General features: G+C 69.9%; 17 protein-coding genes and 2 tRNA genes. 12 read left to right on the top strand and 7 right to left on the bottom strand.

Annotated features, from left to right (window positions below):
- Positions 1-96: 96 nt before the first annotated feature.
- A complete protein-coding gene (locus SZN_RS08860) occupies positions 97-789 on the bottom strand; it encodes an HAD family hydrolase (RefSeq protein ID WP_007493468.1) in 693 nt (230 codons plus the stop codon).
- A 96-nt stretch (positions 790-885) separates the two neighbouring features.
- On the opposite strand from SZN_RS08860, the gene SZN_RS08855 reads away from it, so the two are divergent.
- Both SZN_RS08855 and SZN_RS08850 read left to right on the top strand, forming a co-directional pair.
- Positions 886-1,659: a helix-turn-helix transcriptional regulator gene (locus SZN_RS08855; protein WP_208865775.1), complete on the top strand. Its 774-nt coding sequence runs from the start codon at positions 886-888 to the stop codon at positions 1,657-1,659.
- A complete protein-coding gene (locus tag SZN_RS08850; RefSeq protein ID WP_007493464.1) occupies positions 1,646-2,113 on the top strand; it encodes an NUDIX hydrolase in 468 nt (155 codons plus the stop codon). The genes SZN_RS08855 and SZN_RS08850 overlap by 14 nt, the downstream gene beginning before the upstream one ends.
- Here SZN_RS08850 and SZN_RS08845 read toward each other — a convergent pair.
- The gene (locus SZN_RS08845; protein WP_043729447.1) at positions 2,101-2,664 is read right to left on the bottom strand and encodes an HD domain-containing protein; all 564 of its coding nucleotides are present in this window, start codon (positions 2,662-2,664) and stop codon (positions 2,101-2,103) included. The two genes, SZN_RS08850 and SZN_RS08845, sit on opposite strands and share 13 nt — an antisense overlap.
- 191 nt (positions 2,665-2,855) lie before the next feature.
- Here SZN_RS08845 and SZN_RS08840 point away from each other — a divergent pair.
- From SZN_RS08840 to SZN_RS08820, 5 genes are all read left to right on the top strand, one after another.
- A tRNA-Met gene (locus SZN_RS08840) sits at positions 2,856-2,929 on the top strand.
- A gap of 172 nt (positions 2,930-3,101) precedes the next feature.
- The gene (locus SZN_RS41295) at positions 3,102-3,380 is read left to right on the top strand and encodes a hypothetical protein (RefSeq protein ID WP_167546295.1); all 279 of its coding nucleotides are present in this window, start codon (positions 3,102-3,104) and stop codon (positions 3,378-3,380) included.
- 574 nt (positions 3,381-3,954) lie between these two features.
- Complete coding sequence (locus SZN_RS08830; RefSeq protein ID WP_007493458.1) at positions 3,955-5,328, top strand: hypothetical protein; 1,374 nt, start codon at positions 3,955-3,957, stop codon at positions 5,326-5,328.
- On the top strand, positions 5,325-5,909 hold the full coding sequence (locus tag SZN_RS08825) for a hypothetical protein (RefSeq protein WP_007493456.1): 585 nt from the start codon (positions 5,325-5,327) through the stop codon (positions 5,907-5,909). The genes SZN_RS08830 and SZN_RS08825 overlap by 4 nt, the downstream gene beginning before the upstream one ends.
- A gap of 14 nt (positions 5,910-5,923) precedes the next feature.
- Positions 5,924-6,670, top strand: a complete 747-nt coding sequence (locus tag SZN_RS08820) for an ABC transporter ATP-binding protein (protein ID WP_007493454.1) — start codon at positions 5,924-5,926, stop codon at positions 6,668-6,670.
- Between the two features lie 67 nt (positions 6,671-6,737).
- Here SZN_RS08820 and SZN_RS08815 read toward each other — a convergent pair whose 3' ends face one another.
- On the bottom strand, positions 6,738-7,379 hold the full coding sequence (locus tag SZN_RS08815) for a GTP cyclohydrolase II (protein WP_007493452.1): 642 nt from the start codon (positions 7,377-7,379) through the stop codon (positions 6,738-6,740).
- A gap of 135 nt (positions 7,380-7,514) precedes the next feature.
- A complete protein-coding gene (locus SZN_RS08810; RefSeq protein WP_007493450.1) occupies positions 7,515-8,030 on the bottom strand; it encodes a MarR family winged helix-turn-helix transcriptional regulator in 516 nt (171 codons plus the stop codon).
- A 66-nt stretch (positions 8,031-8,096) separates the two neighbouring features.
- Here SZN_RS08810 and SZN_RS08805 point away from each other — a divergent pair, with 66 nt between their 5' ends.
- From SZN_RS08805 to SZN_RS08795, 3 genes are all read left to right on the top strand, one after another.
- A complete protein-coding gene (locus tag SZN_RS08805; RefSeq protein ID WP_007493448.1) occupies positions 8,097-9,230 on the top strand; it encodes a dihydrofolate reductase family protein in 1,134 nt (377 codons plus the stop codon).
- A gap of 381 nt (positions 9,231-9,611) precedes the next feature.
- Positions 9,612-10,271, top strand: a complete 660-nt coding sequence (locus tag SZN_RS08800) for a formylglycine-generating enzyme family protein (protein ID WP_007493447.1) — start codon at positions 9,612-9,614, stop codon at positions 10,269-10,271.
- Between the two features lie 123 nt (positions 10,272-10,394).
- Positions 10,395-11,030, top strand: coding sequence for a maleylpyruvate isomerase N-terminal domain-containing protein (locus tag SZN_RS08795; protein WP_007493445.1), 636 nt, complete (start codon positions 10,395-10,397; stop codon positions 11,028-11,030).
- 8 nt (positions 11,031-11,038) lie between these two features.
- Here the strand turns inward: SZN_RS08795 and SZN_RS08790 are convergent, their stop codons facing one another.
- The 3 genes from SZN_RS08790 to SZN_RS08780 are packed head-to-tail and all read right to left on the bottom strand — an operon-like array spanning position 11,039 to position 14,831.
- Entirely contained in the window at positions 11,039-12,367 is a 1,329-nt protein-coding gene (locus SZN_RS08790; protein ID WP_139063539.1) for a LysR family transcriptional regulator, read from the bottom strand.
- Complete coding sequence (locus SZN_RS08785) at positions 12,364-14,082, bottom strand: DDE-type integrase/transposase/recombinase (RefSeq protein WP_007493441.1); 1,719 nt, start codon at positions 14,080-14,082, stop codon at positions 12,364-12,366. Before SZN_RS08785 ends, SZN_RS08790 begins: the two co-directional genes overlap by 4 nt.
- A complete protein-coding gene (locus SZN_RS08780) occupies positions 14,079-14,831 on the bottom strand; it encodes a TnsA-like heteromeric transposase endonuclease subunit (RefSeq protein WP_063741742.1) in 753 nt (250 codons plus the stop codon). The genes SZN_RS08785 and SZN_RS08780 overlap by 4 nt, the downstream gene beginning before the upstream one ends.
- Before the next feature lie 221 nt (positions 14,832-15,052).
- Between SZN_RS08780 and SZN_RS08775 the strand changes: the two genes are divergently transcribed.
- Together SZN_RS08775 and SZN_RS08770 are read left to right on the top strand one after the other, a co-directional pair.
- A tRNA-Met gene (locus SZN_RS08775) sits at positions 15,053-15,126 on the top strand.
- Between the two features lie 103 nt (positions 15,127-15,229).
- On the top strand, positions 15,230-16,345 hold the full coding sequence (locus SZN_RS08770; RefSeq protein WP_007493436.1) for a PP2C family protein-serine/threonine phosphatase: 1,116 nt from the start codon (positions 15,230-15,232) through the stop codon (positions 16,343-16,345).
- Positions 16,346-16,540 lie beyond the last annotated feature (195 nt).

Below are 16,540 nucleotides of genomic sequence, written 5' to 3'. Positions count from 1 at the left end.
TTCGGCTGGTTGCCTGGTGGGAGCCTGATAGTGGCCTTCTGCTCGGGGACCTCGACACCGCGTTCGGGGACGGTCCAAGGACGTCCGGGGACGTTTTCAGTGACCTGCGAAGGACCCCAGGATGCCGAGGACACGCTTCGTGTCCGACAGGTCGGGCAGGACTTCGACGGCTCCGGCGGCGGTCAGTTCCTCCTGGGTGTGGATGCCGGAGGCGACGGCGAGGACGCCGGAGCCTGTGGTCAGAGCCGCTTCCACGTCTCGAGGGGTGTCCCCGACGAGGACGGTGGGGATGTCGGCCGCAACACCATGAAGCCGCTGTGCACGCTCGCGGGCGACAGCGACCAGGTGGGGGCGGAGTTCGGCGTCCGCTCCGTAGGCGCCGACCGGCAGATCAAGCAGGGAGTCGAGACCGAACGCGGCAAGCTTCACACGGGCGTTGGCGGAGATGTTGCCGGTGAGTACGGAGGAGACCCAACGGGTCTGAACCGAGGCGGCTTTCAAGGCGTCGTGCACACCGGGCAGGGCGGTCCCACGCCTGCGCAGCTCCTCCAGGCGCGCCTCCCCTGCCTGGGCGAGCGCCGTCTCGACGAAGTGCCAGTCGGGCACGGGCAGCCCTTCGCGGACGAACATGTCGCGCATGATCAGCCGATCCGTACGCCCCTCAGTGCGCGCAGGCTCCGTGGGCTCCCGACCTGAGAGGGCACGAAAGGCAGCGGCGTAGATCTCCTTGCTGACCCCCGCGTTCTCGATGAGGGTGTGGTCGATGTCCCACAGGACGAAGAGCTCCATGCCGCCAGAGTAGGCAGTCCGCGAGGTTCCACTACAGCGGACCGCGTCCCAAAACGTCCTTGCGCGATCACGCGCCGTGCCGATTCGATAGCTGCTGTGAACAACCGACTGCGCACCGTGCTCGGCCAGCGCGGCGTCTCTCCTGATGCACTCGCCGAGATCTGCGAGGTAGATCCCAAGACGGTCAGCCGATGGCTGGGCGGACGGATTCCTCATGCACGGCACCGCTTCCGCGTCGCGCGACACCTGCGCGTCGAAGAGACCTTTCTCTGGCCCGAGCCGTCCAAGCGTCCAGGCCGGCCGAGGGACGGGTTAGGCACCGAGCTGGTCGGCACCTACCGGAACCGGGCCAGCGTGCCCCGGGACGTATGGCTCGCACTGCTGCGAGAGGCGCGGCACGAGATCGGCGTCCTCGTCTTCTCCGGCACCTTCTTCGCCCAGTCCAACCCCCACGTTGCCAAGATGCTCTCCGAACGTGCCGCCGAGGGCGTCCGGGTCCGCTTGTGCTTTGGCGACCCCGACGGACAGGCAGTCGCCGTACGGGGTCGCGAGGAGGGAATCGGCGACACCCTCGCCGCCAAGATCCGCGCATCACTGACGTACTACCGCCCGCTGCTGGGCGAGTCCGGGTGCGGCCTGCGACTCCACGACACCACCCTCTACACGTCTATGTTCCGCTACGACGACAACCTGCTCGTCAACCCGCACATCTGGGGCCAACCGGCCAGCGCGAACCCCCTCCTGCACCTCAAGAGGGCAGGCGATACAGGGTGGTTCGACAACTACGCTGAAAGCTTCGACGCTGTCTGGGCCGCAGCGAGGCAATGGGCACCCGACCAGGAGAGGACCGCCGACCATGGGCAGGACTGAGTACTACAACGACCCCTCTGCCCCGAAGGCGAACACCCTCATCCCGGCCAGCAACCTGCTCGTCGCCGACGAGACCGGCGCCATCCTCCTCCAGCGGCGCCGCGACACCGGCCAGTGGGCTCTCCCCGGCGGCGCCCAGGACATCGGCGAGACCGCGGCCGAGTGCGCGGTGCGCGAGTGCCTGGAGGAGACCGGGATCATCGCGGAGCTCACCGGGTTCCTCGGCGTCTACACCAACCCGAACCACATCGTCGCCTACACCGACGGCGAGATCCGCCAGCAGTACGAGAACACCTACATCGGCCGGCCTGTCGGCGGAGTGCCCACGATCAACGAGGAGGCCGACGGCGTCCGCTTCGTCCAGCCGGCCGACCTCGACCAGTACGACATCCACCCGAGCATGCGCCAGCAGATCGGGGACTACCTCGCCGGCACCTACCCCTACCTCGGGTGAGCAGCCAGGGCTGCTTCCACTCGCTGCACGGAGGCAAAGATCTCCGGAGCCGCCCGGCGGATGAACCGCCCGACCACGCTGTCGTCCCCGTAGCGGCTGCGGATCTCCGCGACCCGGTCCTGCGCGGTGGTCCGCTCGCCGTCAGGTGTGGTCGTCATGTCGCAGTACACGAGGGCGTCCACCAGCAGCGGCTCCTTCAGCAACGGAAACTCGCTCGCGAGCTCATTCCGCAGCCCTCGTTCCTCGGCCTCCAGAAGCGCGAACGAGTGGTTGGCCACCAGCCGCACGAGCCGCTCGTCGGCTTCGCGCTCGTCGCGAAGGAACCGGGCCCCGTCGAGCGGGTGGAAGCCGGTCGCGGCCAGGCGCGGCGCGTACCCGACATCATGCAGCGTGGCGGCAGCAATGAGGAGCCCGGCATCCTGGCCGAGAACCTGACTTACTTCGAGCGCGCTTTTGGCCACTCCCTGTGTATGCGCCCACCTGCGTGGAAGCGTGCTGCTGAGCTCGGTCTCCGCGATGTGCGTCGCCCACTTCTCGATGTGATCACCCACGCCTGGCTCTCTGCCCAGGACGTAGTCGGGCCAAGCCACCGCGCTTGCTGTCAGCTGCACGTGACTTTCGCTACCACCTCCAGACCCTCCCGATTTGAGCGAGAATGCCGACGCCACAGCCCAGAGGCACCAGCCGCATCTGCCAAGGGGCCTGATAGAGGTTGAGCCTGGAGTAGGGTCGATCCCACCGACGCGGGGTGGAGCAGCTCGGTAGCTCGCTGGGCTCATAACCCAGAGGTCGCAGGTTCAAATCCTGTCCCCGCTACGAGATGCGGCCCAGTGCATGTGCACTGGGCCGCATTATTTCTAACTGCTTCAGTACTCAGGTTGAACTCGTAGACATCGGGTGAGGCAGCCGTCGATTGCTCGGCGGGAAGGAGGGGGCGGCTGGGGAGGGCGTACTCGGGGTACCAGGCGGCGGGATCGCAGCCGGGGACATGGCGCAGGACGACCGCGATGAGATCGTCGGGTACGGAGCCGGTGATGCGCACCGCCGCACAGGTCTCATGGCCGTCGTCGGCGCGTACGAGGATGCCGAGGCGGAAAGCGGGGAAGTCGGCGGCGTGAGCCGAGGCAGGTCCTCGTGGGACCAGACCGCTCCGCGCCAGCGTCGCACCTTGACCTTGAAGAGCACCTCGTCATCGATCGAGCGGATGCGCTCCTGCCCGGCCCCTTCGTCGGCGAAGCGTTCCCGGGCCTTGACCAAGATCGGATGATCCAGTTGGTCGAACGGCTCCCGGGCTGATGGAAGCGGCAGTTTCAAGTCCTCGCGGAGCGCGCGGAGGGCAGGTCGAGCGGGCCGCACGGATCAGTCGTCCCCGCCCACTTCGCCGAGTTCCTTGATCCGCTCCGGTGACAGCCCGGTGAGCAGCGAGACGCTCGACTCCGTGGATCCGTCCCGGGCCGAAAGCGACCCCGCCTCCCGGCCTCCCCGCCTCCCGGTCGGGGCAGCGTCCCTTGATGTTGGCCGCGGTCATCCCTCGACTGAGCGCGATCTGAAGGGGAATTGTGGCTTCCGCCATACCTTCAGGCCATCCGTTCCTTGATCATATGTACGCGCAACGCCCCGTGCAGACAGCGGATCGGCGCAGGACGAGGTGACGGCTCGCCCCGTACGACCGGTGGTTCGCGATCACACGGATGCGGAACTCCGGCCGCCGACCCCTGCATGGCGCTCTTCGCCGACACCGTGTACGTGCGGGCACCGGCAGGGCGGTAGCCCACGCGGACCAGGAAGTCGTCCGTCGGGCGCTTCCTGGTCCGCCCCGTATACGGAAGACGAGTACCGCCTTGAGACTTCGGACCCGCCTGCTGTCCTCCAGCGCGCTGTGGACAGCGCCGCTGTGGCTCGGCATCGTCCTCTTCTACTACGCCTGGGCCCTCCACTCGGTCACGGGCACGTTCAGCCGTCCGCGCGCGGAGCTCCACTGGGCGGCGTCCGTCGTCCTGGACGCGACCGAGCACTTCTACGCCTTCGCCTACGCCCTGGCCGCCGCGCTGGGGGCGTGGGAGGCCGGACGCATCCGGAAGGACGGCGTCTGGGACCTGGCCCCGGCCAGGTCCCGATACCGGATCGCCGCGGGCGTCCTCGCGCCCACGGTCGCGGCCGCGTCCCTGATGCTGGTCGTCCCCACCGCGATGGCGCTGGTCGAGTTCCGTCCGGCGCTCGACCCCAGGGCCCTCCTCCCGGTCGCCGTGGGCATCGCGCTGGTCTGCTCGTTCACGGTCGCCGGATTCGCGATCGGCCTGCGAGTACCGCGAGCGATCGCCGCGCCGCTGCTCGCGGCCGGCGGTTGGTACCTGGTGGCGTTCACCGTCACCTACGCGGAACCGGCCTGGCCCGGAAACGTCCTCACCCAGCGCTGGTACCTGGACTTCGGCGCCTACCTCAAGGGCGAGGCGCTGCTGATGCCGGTGCTGTTCTGCGGCGGCATCGCGGCGGCGATCGCCGTCTGGTGGATACGCGGTCCGGCGCCGTTCGTCCGGTACGCCCTGCGGACCGTGGCCGCGGCCCTGGCGGTCCTCCTCGCCACGGTTTCGGCGGGTGCCGCCAACGCCTGGTCGATCGATCCGCCGGCGACCGCCGGGCACGCGCCCGAGACCTGTACTGGTCGGCTGCCCACGGTGTGCATGGCGTCGTACGCGGGAGCCGCCGACCGGCTGCCCCAGGTGCGCTCCAGTCTGGTGGCCACCCTCACCGGCCTGCGCGAGGCGGGTGTGGAGGTCGCGATGCCGCGGAGCGTCCGCGACACGGAGGGGCGGCCCGGTGGCCGGTCCAGCGACCGGGAGTGGTGGCTCCCGCTGACCCGGCAGGTCGACCGCAACGACGGCCGCACCGTCTACGTCCGCTACTCGGCGGCCATGATGGCCGTGCGGTTCCCGTGCAGGCTGCCCGACTCGTTCGGCGCGGCGAAGGAACCCGCGTACATCGTCAACGCCGACGCCGCGAAGCTGTGGGTGGCCCGCAGGGCCGGGGTGCAGGAGCCCTTCCTCAAGTGGCGCGAGAGCCAGTACCAGGAACTTGAGAACGGCGACGAGGTCCTGGCGAAGGTGAAGGAGCGCGCGGAGAGCGCCGAGCGTCTTCGGCGGGACGAGCAGAAGGAGTGGTACGGCCGCGAACTGGCGAAGGCGTGCCGTCTGGCCACCGGGAGGCCGGCGCCATGATCTGGTGGTTCAAGGCCCGGCGCATCCCCGCGGTGCTGCTGCCCCTGTGCGCGGCCTTCGCGGTGGTGCTGGTGCTGGCGTACGACTGGACGGCGACACTGCCCGCACTGGCCAGCGGAAGCAGTACGGTCAGGTTCCTCACCTTTGTTCCGGTCATCGTCGTCGCCGCGCTCCACCACTGCCTCAGCCAGCGCCTGGACGCGGCGGAGGTGCTCTCCCGGCGGCCCGTGCCGCGCTACGACGTAGTGCTCGTCCTGGCGACGGTGGGGTTCACCGTGCTCGCCGGACTGGCCGTGGGGGCACTGACCGGGGACGACGCCGCCCGAGCCGTGGGCCGCAACGTCGCCTTCCTCACCGGCCTGATGCTCCTCGCCCACCGGTTCGTCCCGCAGGCCGCGGCCGGTGTCCCGGTCGGCTGGGTGTTCCTGTCCGTGTTCGCCGGCAGCGACGCCTACCGCCGTCCTCGCTTCTGGTCCGTCCTCGAACACCCCGCTGCCGCAGTGCCGGCCCTCGTCGAGGCGCTGCTGTGCTTCGCCGCCGGTCTCGCCGCGCTCGCCCTCGCCCGTCCCCGCACCCTGTGAAAGGTCCACCCGCTGTGTCTGTCGAACTGGATTCGGTGTCGTTCTCGTACGGACGGAGGAAGCCGCGCATCCTCGACGCGCTGTCGTACACGGTCCCCGAGGGCTTCACCGTGCTCCTCGGCCCGAACGGGGCCGGAAAGTCCACCCTGCTCAAGCTCGCGTGCGGTCTGAACCAGCCCGCCACCGGAGCCGTGCGGCTGGGCCCCCACACCTCCCGCGACCGCGGGTTCCTCACCCGTGTCGCGTGGATGCCGCAGAACATCACCGCCATGACCGGGCTCACCGCGCGCGAGCAGGTCGCCTACACCGGCTGGCTCAAGGGCATGAGCCGCGCGGACGCGTGGGACGCGGCCGAGGCCGCTCTCGACCGCGTACAGCTGCGGGACCGGGCGCAGGTGAGGACCGCGCAGCTCTCCGGCGGTCAGCTGCGCCGGGTCGGCGTCGCCTCCGCACTCGTGCACGACGCCGATGTCCTGCTCCTCGACGAGCCCACCGCGGGCATGGACCCCACCCAGCGGCGGGTCTTCCGTGATCTGATCCGCACGCTCGCCACCGGTGAGGTCCGGGTGCTGATGTCCACGCACGACGTCGCCGACCTTGCCGAGGAAGCCGACCACGTCACCGTCCTCACCGGCGGCGCGGTCACCTTCACCGGTCCCACGCGGGAGTTCCTGGCCTACGCCCCCGCCGGGACCGCCGGACCCCGGCGGGCCGAGGCCGCGTACACGGCCGTGGCCAGTGCGGGTGCCGTCCTGCACTGACGCGGTCGCGGTGGGGAACAGCCGCCCGGCTCAAGCCTGTTGGAGAGCCCGGGGCGGGCCGAGGCGATCATCCCGCCGTCAAGTCCGCCAGGGCGCCCAGGGGGAGGGTGTGCTGGGTCTGGAGGACCTTCGCGCGCAGGTAGCGGACGTTGTCCGGGGTGGCGAAGACGCCGGTCGGGACGCGGTCGCGGACGTCGAGGCCGAGGGTGCGCAACTGGTCGGCCTTGTCGGGGTTGTTGGAGAGCAGTTCCAGTTCGCCGATGCCGAGGGCGGTGAGCATCTGCGCGGCGGCGGTGTAGTCGCGGGCGTCCTCGGGGAGGCCGAGGGCGGCGTTGGCGGCGTAGGTGTCGAGGCCCTCGTCCTGGAGGGCGTAGGCGTCGAGCTTGTTGTAGAGGCCGATGCCGCGGCCCTCCTGGCGCAGGTAGAGCAGCACCCCGCCGCGTTCGGCGATGCGCTCGACGGCCTCGCGCAGCTGGGGGCCGCAGTCGCAGCGGGCCGAGCCGAAGACGTCCCCGGTCAGGCACTCGGAGTGCAGCCGGACCAGCGGGGCGGTGCCGGGGGCGGGCTCGCCGAGCACGACGGCGATGTGCTCCAGGCCGTCGGCGAGTCCGTGGAAGGTGACCAGCTCGGCGTCGGCGCGATAGCCGTCCTGGAAGCGCAGCGGGACCCGGACACGGGCGCGCTGGGTGGCGGCGGTGAAGTCGGGCATGCGGGTTCTCCGTGGTCCGTTCGGCGCGTCTGCTTCAGATTTGAAGCAGAGCCTCGGCCGGAACCCTACCCTCTGCTTTAAATTTGAAGCAATGGGGACGGGGAAGTGATCAGTGCTGCGTCGCTGTGGCGTGTGTCACGGACAGGGCTTGCCGGAGCGCCGCCGCCAGGGCACGTCCTCGGCGGTGGCGTGCGGGCCCTCGCCCTGGAAGCCCGCGCCGATCGCCGTGAAGATCTCCTCGAGCTGGCGGACCTGCTCCGGGTTCAGCCGGTCGAAGAGCAGCGACCGCACGGTCTCCACATGGCCGGGGGCCGCCCGCTCCAGCACCCGGTATCCCTCGTCGGTGAGCGCCGCGACGCTGCCCCGCCGGTCCCAGCGGCAGTCCTCGCGCCGCACCAGGCCGTCCTTCTCCAGCCGGGTGACGCCGTACGTCAGCCTGCTGCGGGTGATTTTCAGCCGTTCCGCGAGGTCGGTCATGCGCAGCCGGCGCTCCGGGGCCTCGGACAGGGTGGCCAGGATGGAGTAATACAGATGCGGCATGCCGGCCTCCTGCTGGAGCTGCCGGTCCAGCGCGTCCTCCACGAGCGAGGCGGCCGCGATGTACGCGCGCCAGGCGCGCTGCTCCTCGGGGGTGAGCCAGCGAGTCGTCATGCCACCAGTGTAGGTTTGTTTCAAACTTGAACCAAGATCGAGAGTGCCGAGCCGGAGAGCGCGCCGATGCCGTCGTACCCCTACGTCCTGCTGTCCGCCGCCGTCTCCCTGGACGGCTACCTCGACGACACCACCCCCGAGCGCCTGCTGCTGTCCGGGCCCGCCGACTTCGACCGGGTCGACGAGGTGCGCGCGTCCGCGGACGCCATCCTGGTCGGCGCCGGCACCATCCGCGCGGACAACCCCCGGCTGCTGGTCAACTCGGCCGAGCGGCGGGCGGCGCGGGTGGCGTCCGGGCGGCCCGCGTACCCGCTGAAGGTGACCGTCAGCGCCTCCGGCGAGCTGGACCCGGCGGCCGGCTTCTGGCACACCGGCGGCGAGAAGATCGTCTACACCACCGACGAGGGGGCCCGCCGGCTGCGGCGGACACCGGTCGCGGCGGACGTCGTCGCGCTCGGACCCGAACTGGACTGGCGGGCCCTGCTCGCGCATCTGGCACGGGTGCGCGGCGTCGGGCGGCTGATGGTCGAGGGCGGCGGCACCGTCCACACGCAACTGCTGCGGCAGGGGCTGGCGGACGAGATCCAGCTCGTGCTGGCCCCGCTGTTCGTGGGCGATCCGACGGCACCGCGGCTGTTCGGTCCGGGCGGCTACCAGGACGGCCGGCTGCGGCTGGTCGAGACCCGGCGGATCGAGGACGTGGTGCTGATGCGCTACGAGCCCACGGCCCCCGGCACCGGCCCGCTCCCCGCCGCCGCGGACCGGCACTGGCTGGCGCTGGCGTGCGAGCTGGCCGAGCGGTGCCCGCCCTCGGGCACCGCCTTCAGCGTCGGCGCGGTGGTGGTGGCCGCCGACGGCACCGAACTGGCCCGCGGCCACTCCCGGGAGGGCGGCGACCCCGTGGTGCACGCGGAGGAGGCGGCGCTGGCGAAGATCGCGCCCGGTGACCCGCGGCTCGCCGCCGCGACCGTGTACAGCAGCCTGGAGCCCTGCACCCGCCGCGCCTCCCGGCCCGCGCCCTGCGCGCGGCTGATCCTCGACGCGGGGGTGCGCCGGGTGGTGACGGCCTGGCGGGAGCCGGACACCTTCGTGACGGGGGCCGACGGCAGCGGCGTACTGGCCCGTGAGGGCGTGGAGGTCCTCGTCCTGCCCGAGTACGAGGACCGGGCCAAGGCGCCGAACGCGCACCTGCTGCCCTGACGGCGGGGCGTCGAACGCACACCCGGAGCCCCGAGAACCGGGGCCGGGTGCCCCGAGAACCGGCGCCGGGTGCCCCGAGAACCTGCGCCGGGCCCGGTGACATCCCTGGTGAGGGCGGGGGCTGTAGGTTGAGCCGCTCCGTTAGCAGCGAGTCCTGCTGAGACTCCGGATTCCATGTTGCGCTAGCAGCGGGCCGATCGGCTGATCTTTAGCAATTGTCGTCCACTGGGACGGACCGTAGGACTGAGGTCCGGTGCAAGGAGCCGGAGAACCGGCCCCGCTTCTTGGGGGCGTTGCCGTGCACCGCCGATCGGAAAGATCGGTAGCGGTGGGCAGACGCCGGTAGGGTGGCCCGTTGTGGACGCGGGGGCAGGAAACGAGATGGTTGCGGTCCCGTCGGGACGGGTGACGCTGTCGGACCGGCGGACGCAGAGCAGCTGGCCGGTCGAGGTCGCGCCGTTTCAGATGTCGGCGTTCCCGGTCACGCAGTCCTGGTACGCACGAGTCACGGGCCGATGGCCGAGTAGCGCCCGGGGTGAGCGGCTGCCGGTTGAGAGTGTTTCGTGGTGGGACGCGGTCCAGTTCTGTAACGCTTTGTCCCAACGGGATGGGCTGACGCCCGCGTATCGCCTGTGCGTCGATGCCGAGACGGCCGAGTGGGACACCTCCGCAGACGGGTACCGGTTGCCGACCGAGGCCGAATGGGAGCACGCCTGCCGTGCGGGCACTACTGGCCCGCGGTACGGACAGCTCGACGAGGTCGCCTGGTACCAGGACAATTCCGATGGGCGGATCCACTCTGTCGGCGACAAGCAGCCCAACCCATGGGGCCTGTACGACATGTTGGGCAACGTGTGGGACTGGTGCTGGGACGTCTACGACGCCGAGGTGTATGGGGCCTATCGGGTGCTCCGTGGTGGTGGATGGGCCGATGCGCACTGGAGCTGCCGGGCGTCGGTGCGGCGGCGCAGTCACCCGACCTTCCGGATCGACGACGTGGGATTTCGCGTCGTGTGCTCCCCACCACTGCGTCGGCCGTAACAGCCTTATTCCGAATCGGTCAGTTAGAAACGACCGCGCTGCGTGGGTGGTCGTGTGACATCTCGCTTCCTACCTCAGCGGCACTGCGTAGGGTTGGGATTCAGGACGGATCATGGGGGTCTTGTGAGTCTGAAGAACGCCTACTTGGAGACCGCCGCGCAGGCCGTAGCCCTGCTGGACGCGCCAGAAGTGGCCGCCTCGTGGAAGAAAACCAGCGCGTTGGCGCAGTGGACGGTCGGCGGTCTGGCCGGCCACCTCGCCTATCAGATTTTCAGCGTGGATCCGGCACTGGAAGCACCCGCCTCTGAGCAGGAACCCATTCCTGTGCTGGAGCACTACGCGCGGGCCGTGTGGATCGACGCGCCGCTCGACGGCGAGATCAGCTCTGGAATTCGAGCGAAGGGTGAAGGTATCTCGTCCGAAGGCGTGCGGCTGCTGGTCGAGCGCGTCAATGCCGCGCTCGACCAGCAGCGAACCGACCTTGAGGAGGTGCATGGCGACTGGGTGGTGTTCATGCCGCAAACAGGGTGGGCGCTGAGTCTCGACGACTTCCTCGTGACCCGGATGGTCGAGCTCACTGTGCATATGGATGACCTCGCGGTCAGTGTGGGTCTCAGTGCGCCGGATCTGCCGGGTGCGGCCCTCGATGCCGTGGTTGCGCTGCTGACCGGGCTTGCCGTCCGGCGTCATGGCCAAGCGGCCCTGCTGCGTGCCCTGACGCGTGCGGAGCGGGCACCAGCTGCGATCAACGTGTTCTGAACGTTGCGTCAGCTCGCGTCAACCCGTTCGGCCTGGGCTTTTGGTGTAGGCGAGGTGGTAGGACTCGGTGCCGGTCTGGATGATGGCGTCGCTGCGTCCAGGAGGCTGAGGAGGTGCTCTGCTTCATGGATGAGAGCAGTGCCCGCGTGAGTGGCTGCGAGGGGGCTGGTCCGTTCGATCAGCTGAACGCCTGCGGCCTTCTCTAGGGCATGGAGCTGATGCGTGAGCGTCGCCGGTAGCGTTCCGAGGCTCCTGGCGGCCGCGCAGAGGTTTCGTTGGCCGGGCAGTCGGACCAGGCGTCTGAGGCGTTCGACACAGTTGCGGACGTTGCTGATGGCCGCCATCGGCTCGGACAGGGCCGGTGCGTCCGGCAGGAGCGCGAACGGGTTGCTGGTGGTGCTGTTCGGGCGGATCTCGATGCCCCACTTCTTGGCCAGCAGGTTGAGGCGGTGCCTGTCGAGACCGAACTGTTCGGCGATGTCGGGGATGCTGAGGCGTCGGTGCAGGTAGGCCTGTTCGAGTTCCTCGCGGGTGATGCGAAGGCTGAGCGGTTCGGGGCGTGGTGTGGCGGGGATCCCGGCTTCTTCCAGGGCGTTTTGGACGGTTGAGAGGCTGCAGTCGGCACTGCGGGCGATCAGGCTCTGGTTGAGGGTTCCGCTGGAGTGAGTGGTGCGGAGGAAGCCCGGGTCGAGCATCCCGCGTCGAGGCCGGCGCCGGCCGAGGCCGGGAGTCGTGGGAGGGGGCGGCGGTTGGGTGGTGCCGGTGGCGTCGCAGTAGAGCCGGATGTGCTCTGTAGTCAGTCCGAGGGCGGCGGCCGTCTCCTCGGCCGGGGTCCGGTCGGCGATCAAGGTATCGAAGTCGCTGTCGGCGATCTGTTCGGGGGTAGCCCCGGGCCAGTCGGTCCAGTCGCACCATGCGGTGGGGGGCTCCCAGAGCACGGGTTCGTCGATCCGGTGGGCAGCGAGGTTTGTGGCCGCCTGTTCCTGCAGGAACGCGCGCATCAGCGGCGGGACCTGGTAGCGGAACTGGTCACGGGCGTGGATGGTCTTCGGAGGGAGGTCCGCGTGGGTGCCGAGGAGGAAACTCAGGAGCATCCACCTGAGCATGTGGATTCGCCCTGTCCCACCGCGGGCCCAGCCTTGCTGGCGGCAGAGCTGCGTGTACTCGTCGAGGTTGAGCGTGATGCTCTCAGACGTGAACAAGTGGCGTCGTCTGCCGTAGTCGATCGGGGAGCCTTCATCGTCGAGGTGACTGGCGAGCTGGGTGAGGCAGCTGGCGATGGCGGTCTCGTGCTCGGGCGAGGCGATCACGCGTCGGAAGGCCATCTTGATGATCAACCGGTTGGAGGGCTGGGCCCAAGGGTGGTGCTGTGACTTGGCGCCGGCAAGCAGCAGCTTGCTGCGGCAGCCTCGCCTGAAGCCGTCGACGGTTCGCGGGTCGATGGGGGTGTTGGGGAGAAGCCGGAGAGTCCAGGAAGGCCACAGGGCTGTCGGGATCTTGTCCGCCCGTTTCCGGATGTCGGCATCTGCGAGGTCTGGCCTGCGGGCAGGGCGAAGTTCGGCCGTGCCGGGATCCGCAGGTTGCCCGCCCGGGCGACACCGTGGTCGAACATGTCCAGCGGGCTCAGCTTCAGACCCGGGACCTCCGGGATCACCAGACCCCTGTGGCGGCGCCGGTGGTAGGTCAGATCAATCCACTCCCGGATGATCATCTCCAGCTCGTCGACGAAGAAGAACGCGAAGTCCTCCACCGACTGGCCGCGGCTGTGGACATCAGGGCCTTTGTAGCCCGGCAGAGCCGCCAGCAGGCCCTGGTTCAAGGTCTTGAACCAGCGCTCGATGGGGGCTTTGTCCGTCGGCGTCATCGGCCGGGCCGGCTGCAGCGAGATCTCGAACCGGGCGCAGACGCTGCGGACGTGGTTGGACAGGTAGATCTTCCCGTGGTCGTAGACCACCGTCTCGGCTGCGACCGACGGAAGCAGCGGCCTGCCCTCCGCGTCGACCAGTTTGTCCGCAGGGACGACCACCGTGGACGGGACGCCAAGGCGGGGCAGGTTCCTTCCCGGCAACAGCTCTGGGCGCGTCCGTACCGTCTCGAAGAGCACCGCGGCGACGTCCACGGCCTTCGTTGACACCGGGGTGAGCCGCAGCCCGGTGATGCACCGGCTGTAGAGATCCATCGCCACCGTCAGCTCGCACTGCACCCAGCGGCAGGTCACCGGCTCCATCGCGAACACGTCCAGCCGGGTGGTGTCCAGCAGCACGTACTCACCCGGCCGGGTCGCCCGCAGGCGGCCGTAGACGGTCTGCGGACGGTTCGCGATCGACCGCTTCCCCTTGGTGCTGCCCGTGAACGCGTTCGTCCCCGCGTCCAGCTCACGCAGCACCTCGTAACCGGTCGACTGGGCGGGTATCTTCACCGTGCCCCGGCCGTGCTCGGCCGCGACACGCTCCTCGATCTCCAAGAGGATCAGCCCGCGGACCGGCCGGCTGGCGTTCGTGTAGCTGTCCAGGACCGTCCGGGCGCTCTCCAGCCAGCGGTGATCCACCCTGTCCTGCGCGTTCCGTCGCAGCTTGCTCGCGCGGACCAGGCCCGCCGGACCGGACTTCTTCACCTGCTTGACCCACAGCCGGACGGTGCTCTCGCCGACCCCCAACTCGCGGGCCTTGGCCAGGTAGCGGTGCATCAGCGGGACGCCCGGAGCGTACTCCGGCCGCGGCTCGCCCTCCTGCGCCAACTCCGGCGAGCCCAGCCGGTAGCCGCAGAGGACTTCCTGCACGTGCTGGAAGCGCTGGGTGACCTCGCCCTCCTCGGCCTGGTCGAGCAGCCCCAGAGCGACGGCCGTGGACTCCTCCTCGTCCGGCAACTCGCCCAGCAGCTGGGTCGTCGGGTCCGCCAGCAGGCCGGCCACGTCGACCAACCTCCACCGCACCCCGCCGGGCCCGGACTGCTGGAGCAGGACCTCTCGGCCTCGCACCTCGGACACCGTGAACGGCTCACCCTGGAAACTCAGGGCGAGTCCCGCCCGCAACGGAACCGTCCAGTTGCTCATGCCGCCCTCCGCAGCACCGAGTCACCGTCGATCGGGCGGCTCAGATCGACCGAGAGCCGCCCCGACCACACCAGCGCGAGGACGGCGGGCCGCACGTCCTCGACCGGCCGGCCAGCCGCCAGGCGCCGTTCGGCGACCGTGAGGGGATCCCCGTCCTGCACCACCTCCCAGGCCTGCGCGATGTCCTCGTCCGGCACAAGCCCGGCCCGCCGGTAGGCGGCCAGGAACCGCACGTTGGCCAGCAGCACCGGATCCGCCCCCGACCAGATCTCGTACTGCCAGCCGTGGCCCTCCACCAGGTCCCCGGGCCAGGCCAGAGCCTCCGCGATCTCCGGATCAAGAAGGCGGTCGGCCGGCTTCACGTTGACCACCCGCACGTTGCCGTCCCCCAGCACCAGCAGGAAGTCCGGCACGTGCAGCCGCCACCGCCCACCCACCCGCGCCCGCAGACGGCACGGCTGGGCAAAAATCCCGACCACCTGCGGGTCGAAGTCCGCCAGCAGCAGCCGAGCCAGCTCCAGACGGCTCTCATAGACCACCAGCCCACGCGTCGTCGCCGACGCGTACTCCCCGGGATGATGCTTGTGACCCTTCGCCGACCTGACCTGCCGCCACGGCACGGACCCGCCGAAACTGCCCCGGCGCAGCTGGCTGAACTCCACGCTGCGTATCGAGTCGTCCCCGTACCGGATCGAAGCCGTCGCAGACTCCTGACTGCCAGCCCTCACGCTTGTACGCTTGGTGACCATGAGCTGACCGTAGGAAGCCGACCAGGGCCAAGAAGCCGGATGTTCGAGAAGTCCCCGGGACTGACCGCCACCGACCGCAGGTGCTGCTAACGCGACCCGGAAGATTGCTAGTCGACTGCTAGAGATCGACCGACACTGCTAACGCAGACCCGGAACCTACAGGGGGCCGGGGAGGCGGGTGTGCTTCGGACCCCGCGGATGGCGTACTATGGACTCATCGACGCGGGGTGGAGCAGCTCGGTAGCTCGCTGGGCTCATAACCCAGAGGTCGCAGGTTCAAATCCTGTCCCCGCTACTGAAGACCCAGGGCCGGAACTGACTCAGTTCCGGCCCTGGGTGTTTTCCCCGGTCGGACGCCAGCGTTCGCCCGCCGCCGCTCCTTCGGCAACCCTGGTCAGGTGGAGGAAGGGCGGATCTCATGGACGCGTCGGCTCGGGCGGGCGCTGCCCGCCCTGCTGATCGCGGCCGGGGCGGTCTACGACCTCGCCACACCCCTGCACTTCACCGGCTCCCCCTTCCTCACCGCGGCGCCGCTGGTCGCCGCCCCGCTGTGGTCCCTGCGCGGCACCGTGTGCACGGGCCTCGTGGCGGTGGGCGTCCTGCTCGTCCTGCGGGTCCTGCGCAACGGACTCGGCAGGGCGGAGGCGGTCACCGAGCTGGTGACGATGGTCGTCGTCAGCGTCCTCGCCGTCCTCATCAACCTGCTGGTCCGGCGCAGCGACGAACGGCTCGCCTCGGCCCGCCAGATCGCCGAGGCCGCCCAGCGCGCCGTGCTGCCCCCGCCCTCCGAGCGGATCGGCGGCTTCCGGATCGCGGCGCGCTACGAGGCGGCCCAGGAGGGCGCCTCGATCGGCGGCGACCTGTACGCCGTGCAGGACAGTCCGCACGGGGTGCGGCTGATCGTGGGGGACGTGCGCGGCAAGGGCATGGGCGCGGTCGGCGCGGTCGCCGTCGTCATCGGGACGTTCCGGGAGGCCGCCGAGCAGGAGAGCACCCTGGAGGCGGTGGCGCAGCGGCTGGAGCGCGCCCTGGCCCGCACCCGCACCCGGCGGGGGGCGGCCGAGGCCGATGTGCAGGAGGGGTTCACCACGGCCGTCCTCGCCGAGCTCCCGCACGGCGGGGGCGCCGTGCGGCTCGTCAACCGCGGGCACCCCGCCCCCCTGATGCTGTACGCCGACGGGTCGGTGCGCCCGCTGCCCGCGTCCGAGCCCGCGCTGCCGCTCGGCATGGGCGACATCGGCGCCTGGCCGGACCGGGCCGACGAGGCCGGCTTCCCGCCCGGCGCGACCCTGCTGCTCTACACCGACGGACTCTCCGAGGCGCGTGACGCGCACGGGCGGTTCTACGACCCTGAGGCCGGGCTGGGGGGCCGCGCCCACGCGCTGTGCGATCCGGACTCCCTGCTCGGGGTGCTCGCGGACGAGGTGCGCCGGCACTCCGCGGGCGGCATGGCGGACGACATGGCGCTCGTCGCCGTACGCCGCCCGATGATCGTTGTCACCGAGGGTGAATGAGTCGGAGCTTTCCGCATAGCGCCTGATGCACCGTCAACAGCTGTGTCAAACCTGTGTCTTGGTCAACTCGCCCGAATTAGGCGACTCATGTCCAGTAAGTCCCGCCGAAAATTGTTAATGATCAAGAGGAACAACTTGGAATCCGACCCCTGCGTCTATTAACGTTCGATAACGCAGCGCGGTCGTCCCAGCCGT

Origin of the sequence: Streptomyces zinciresistens K42 (assembly GCF_000225525.1) — a bacterium.
Taxonomy (GTDB): domain Bacteria; phylum Actinomycetota; class Actinomycetes; order Streptomycetales; family Streptomycetaceae; genus Streptomyces; species Streptomyces zinciresistens.
Note: the sequence above shows the minus strand (reverse complement) of the source record. Positions and strands in the feature narration are given on the sequence as shown.

What these genes read in the sequence shown, in the direction of transcription:
- SZN_RS08860 (WP_007493468.1), bottom strand. Translation starts at nt 789, where the DNA reads ATGGAGCTCTTCGTCCTGTGGGACATCGACCACACCCTCATCGAGAAC.
- SZN_RS08850 (WP_007493464.1), top strand. Translation starts at nt 1,646, where the DNA reads ATGGGCAGGACTGAGTACTACAACGACCCCTCTGCCCCGAAGGCGAAC.
- SZN_RS41295 (WP_167546295.1), top strand. Translation starts at nt 3,102, where the DNA reads ATGGCGCAGGACGACCGCGATGAGATCGTCGGGTACGGAGCCGGTGAT.
- SZN_RS08825 (WP_007493456.1), top strand. Translation starts at nt 5,325, where the DNA reads ATGATCTGGTGGTTCAAGGCCCGGCGCATCCCCGCGGTGCTGCTGCCC.
- SZN_RS08815 (WP_007493452.1), bottom strand. Translation starts at nt 7,379, where the DNA reads ATGCCCGACTTCACCGCCGCCACCCAGCGCGCCCGTGTCCGGGTCCCG.
- SZN_RS08810 (WP_007493450.1), bottom strand. Translation starts at nt 8,030, where the DNA reads ATGACGACTCGCTGGCTCACCCCCGAGGAGCAGCGCGCCTGGCGCGCG.
- SZN_RS08805 (WP_007493448.1), top strand. Translation starts at nt 8,097, where the DNA reads ATGCCGTCGTACCCCTACGTCCTGCTGTCCGCCGCCGTCTCCCTGGAC.
- SZN_RS08800 (WP_007493447.1), top strand. Translation starts at nt 9,612, where the DNA reads ATGGTTGCGGTCCCGTCGGGACGGGTGACGCTGTCGGACCGGCGGACG.
- SZN_RS08785 (WP_007493441.1), bottom strand. Translation starts at nt 14,082, where the DNA reads ATGAGCAACTGGACGGTTCCGTTGCGGGCGGGACTCGCCCTGAGTTTC.
- SZN_RS08780 (WP_063741742.1), bottom strand. Translation starts at nt 14,831, where the DNA reads ATGGTCACCAAGCGTACAAGCGTGAGGGCTGGCAGTCAGGAGTCTGCG.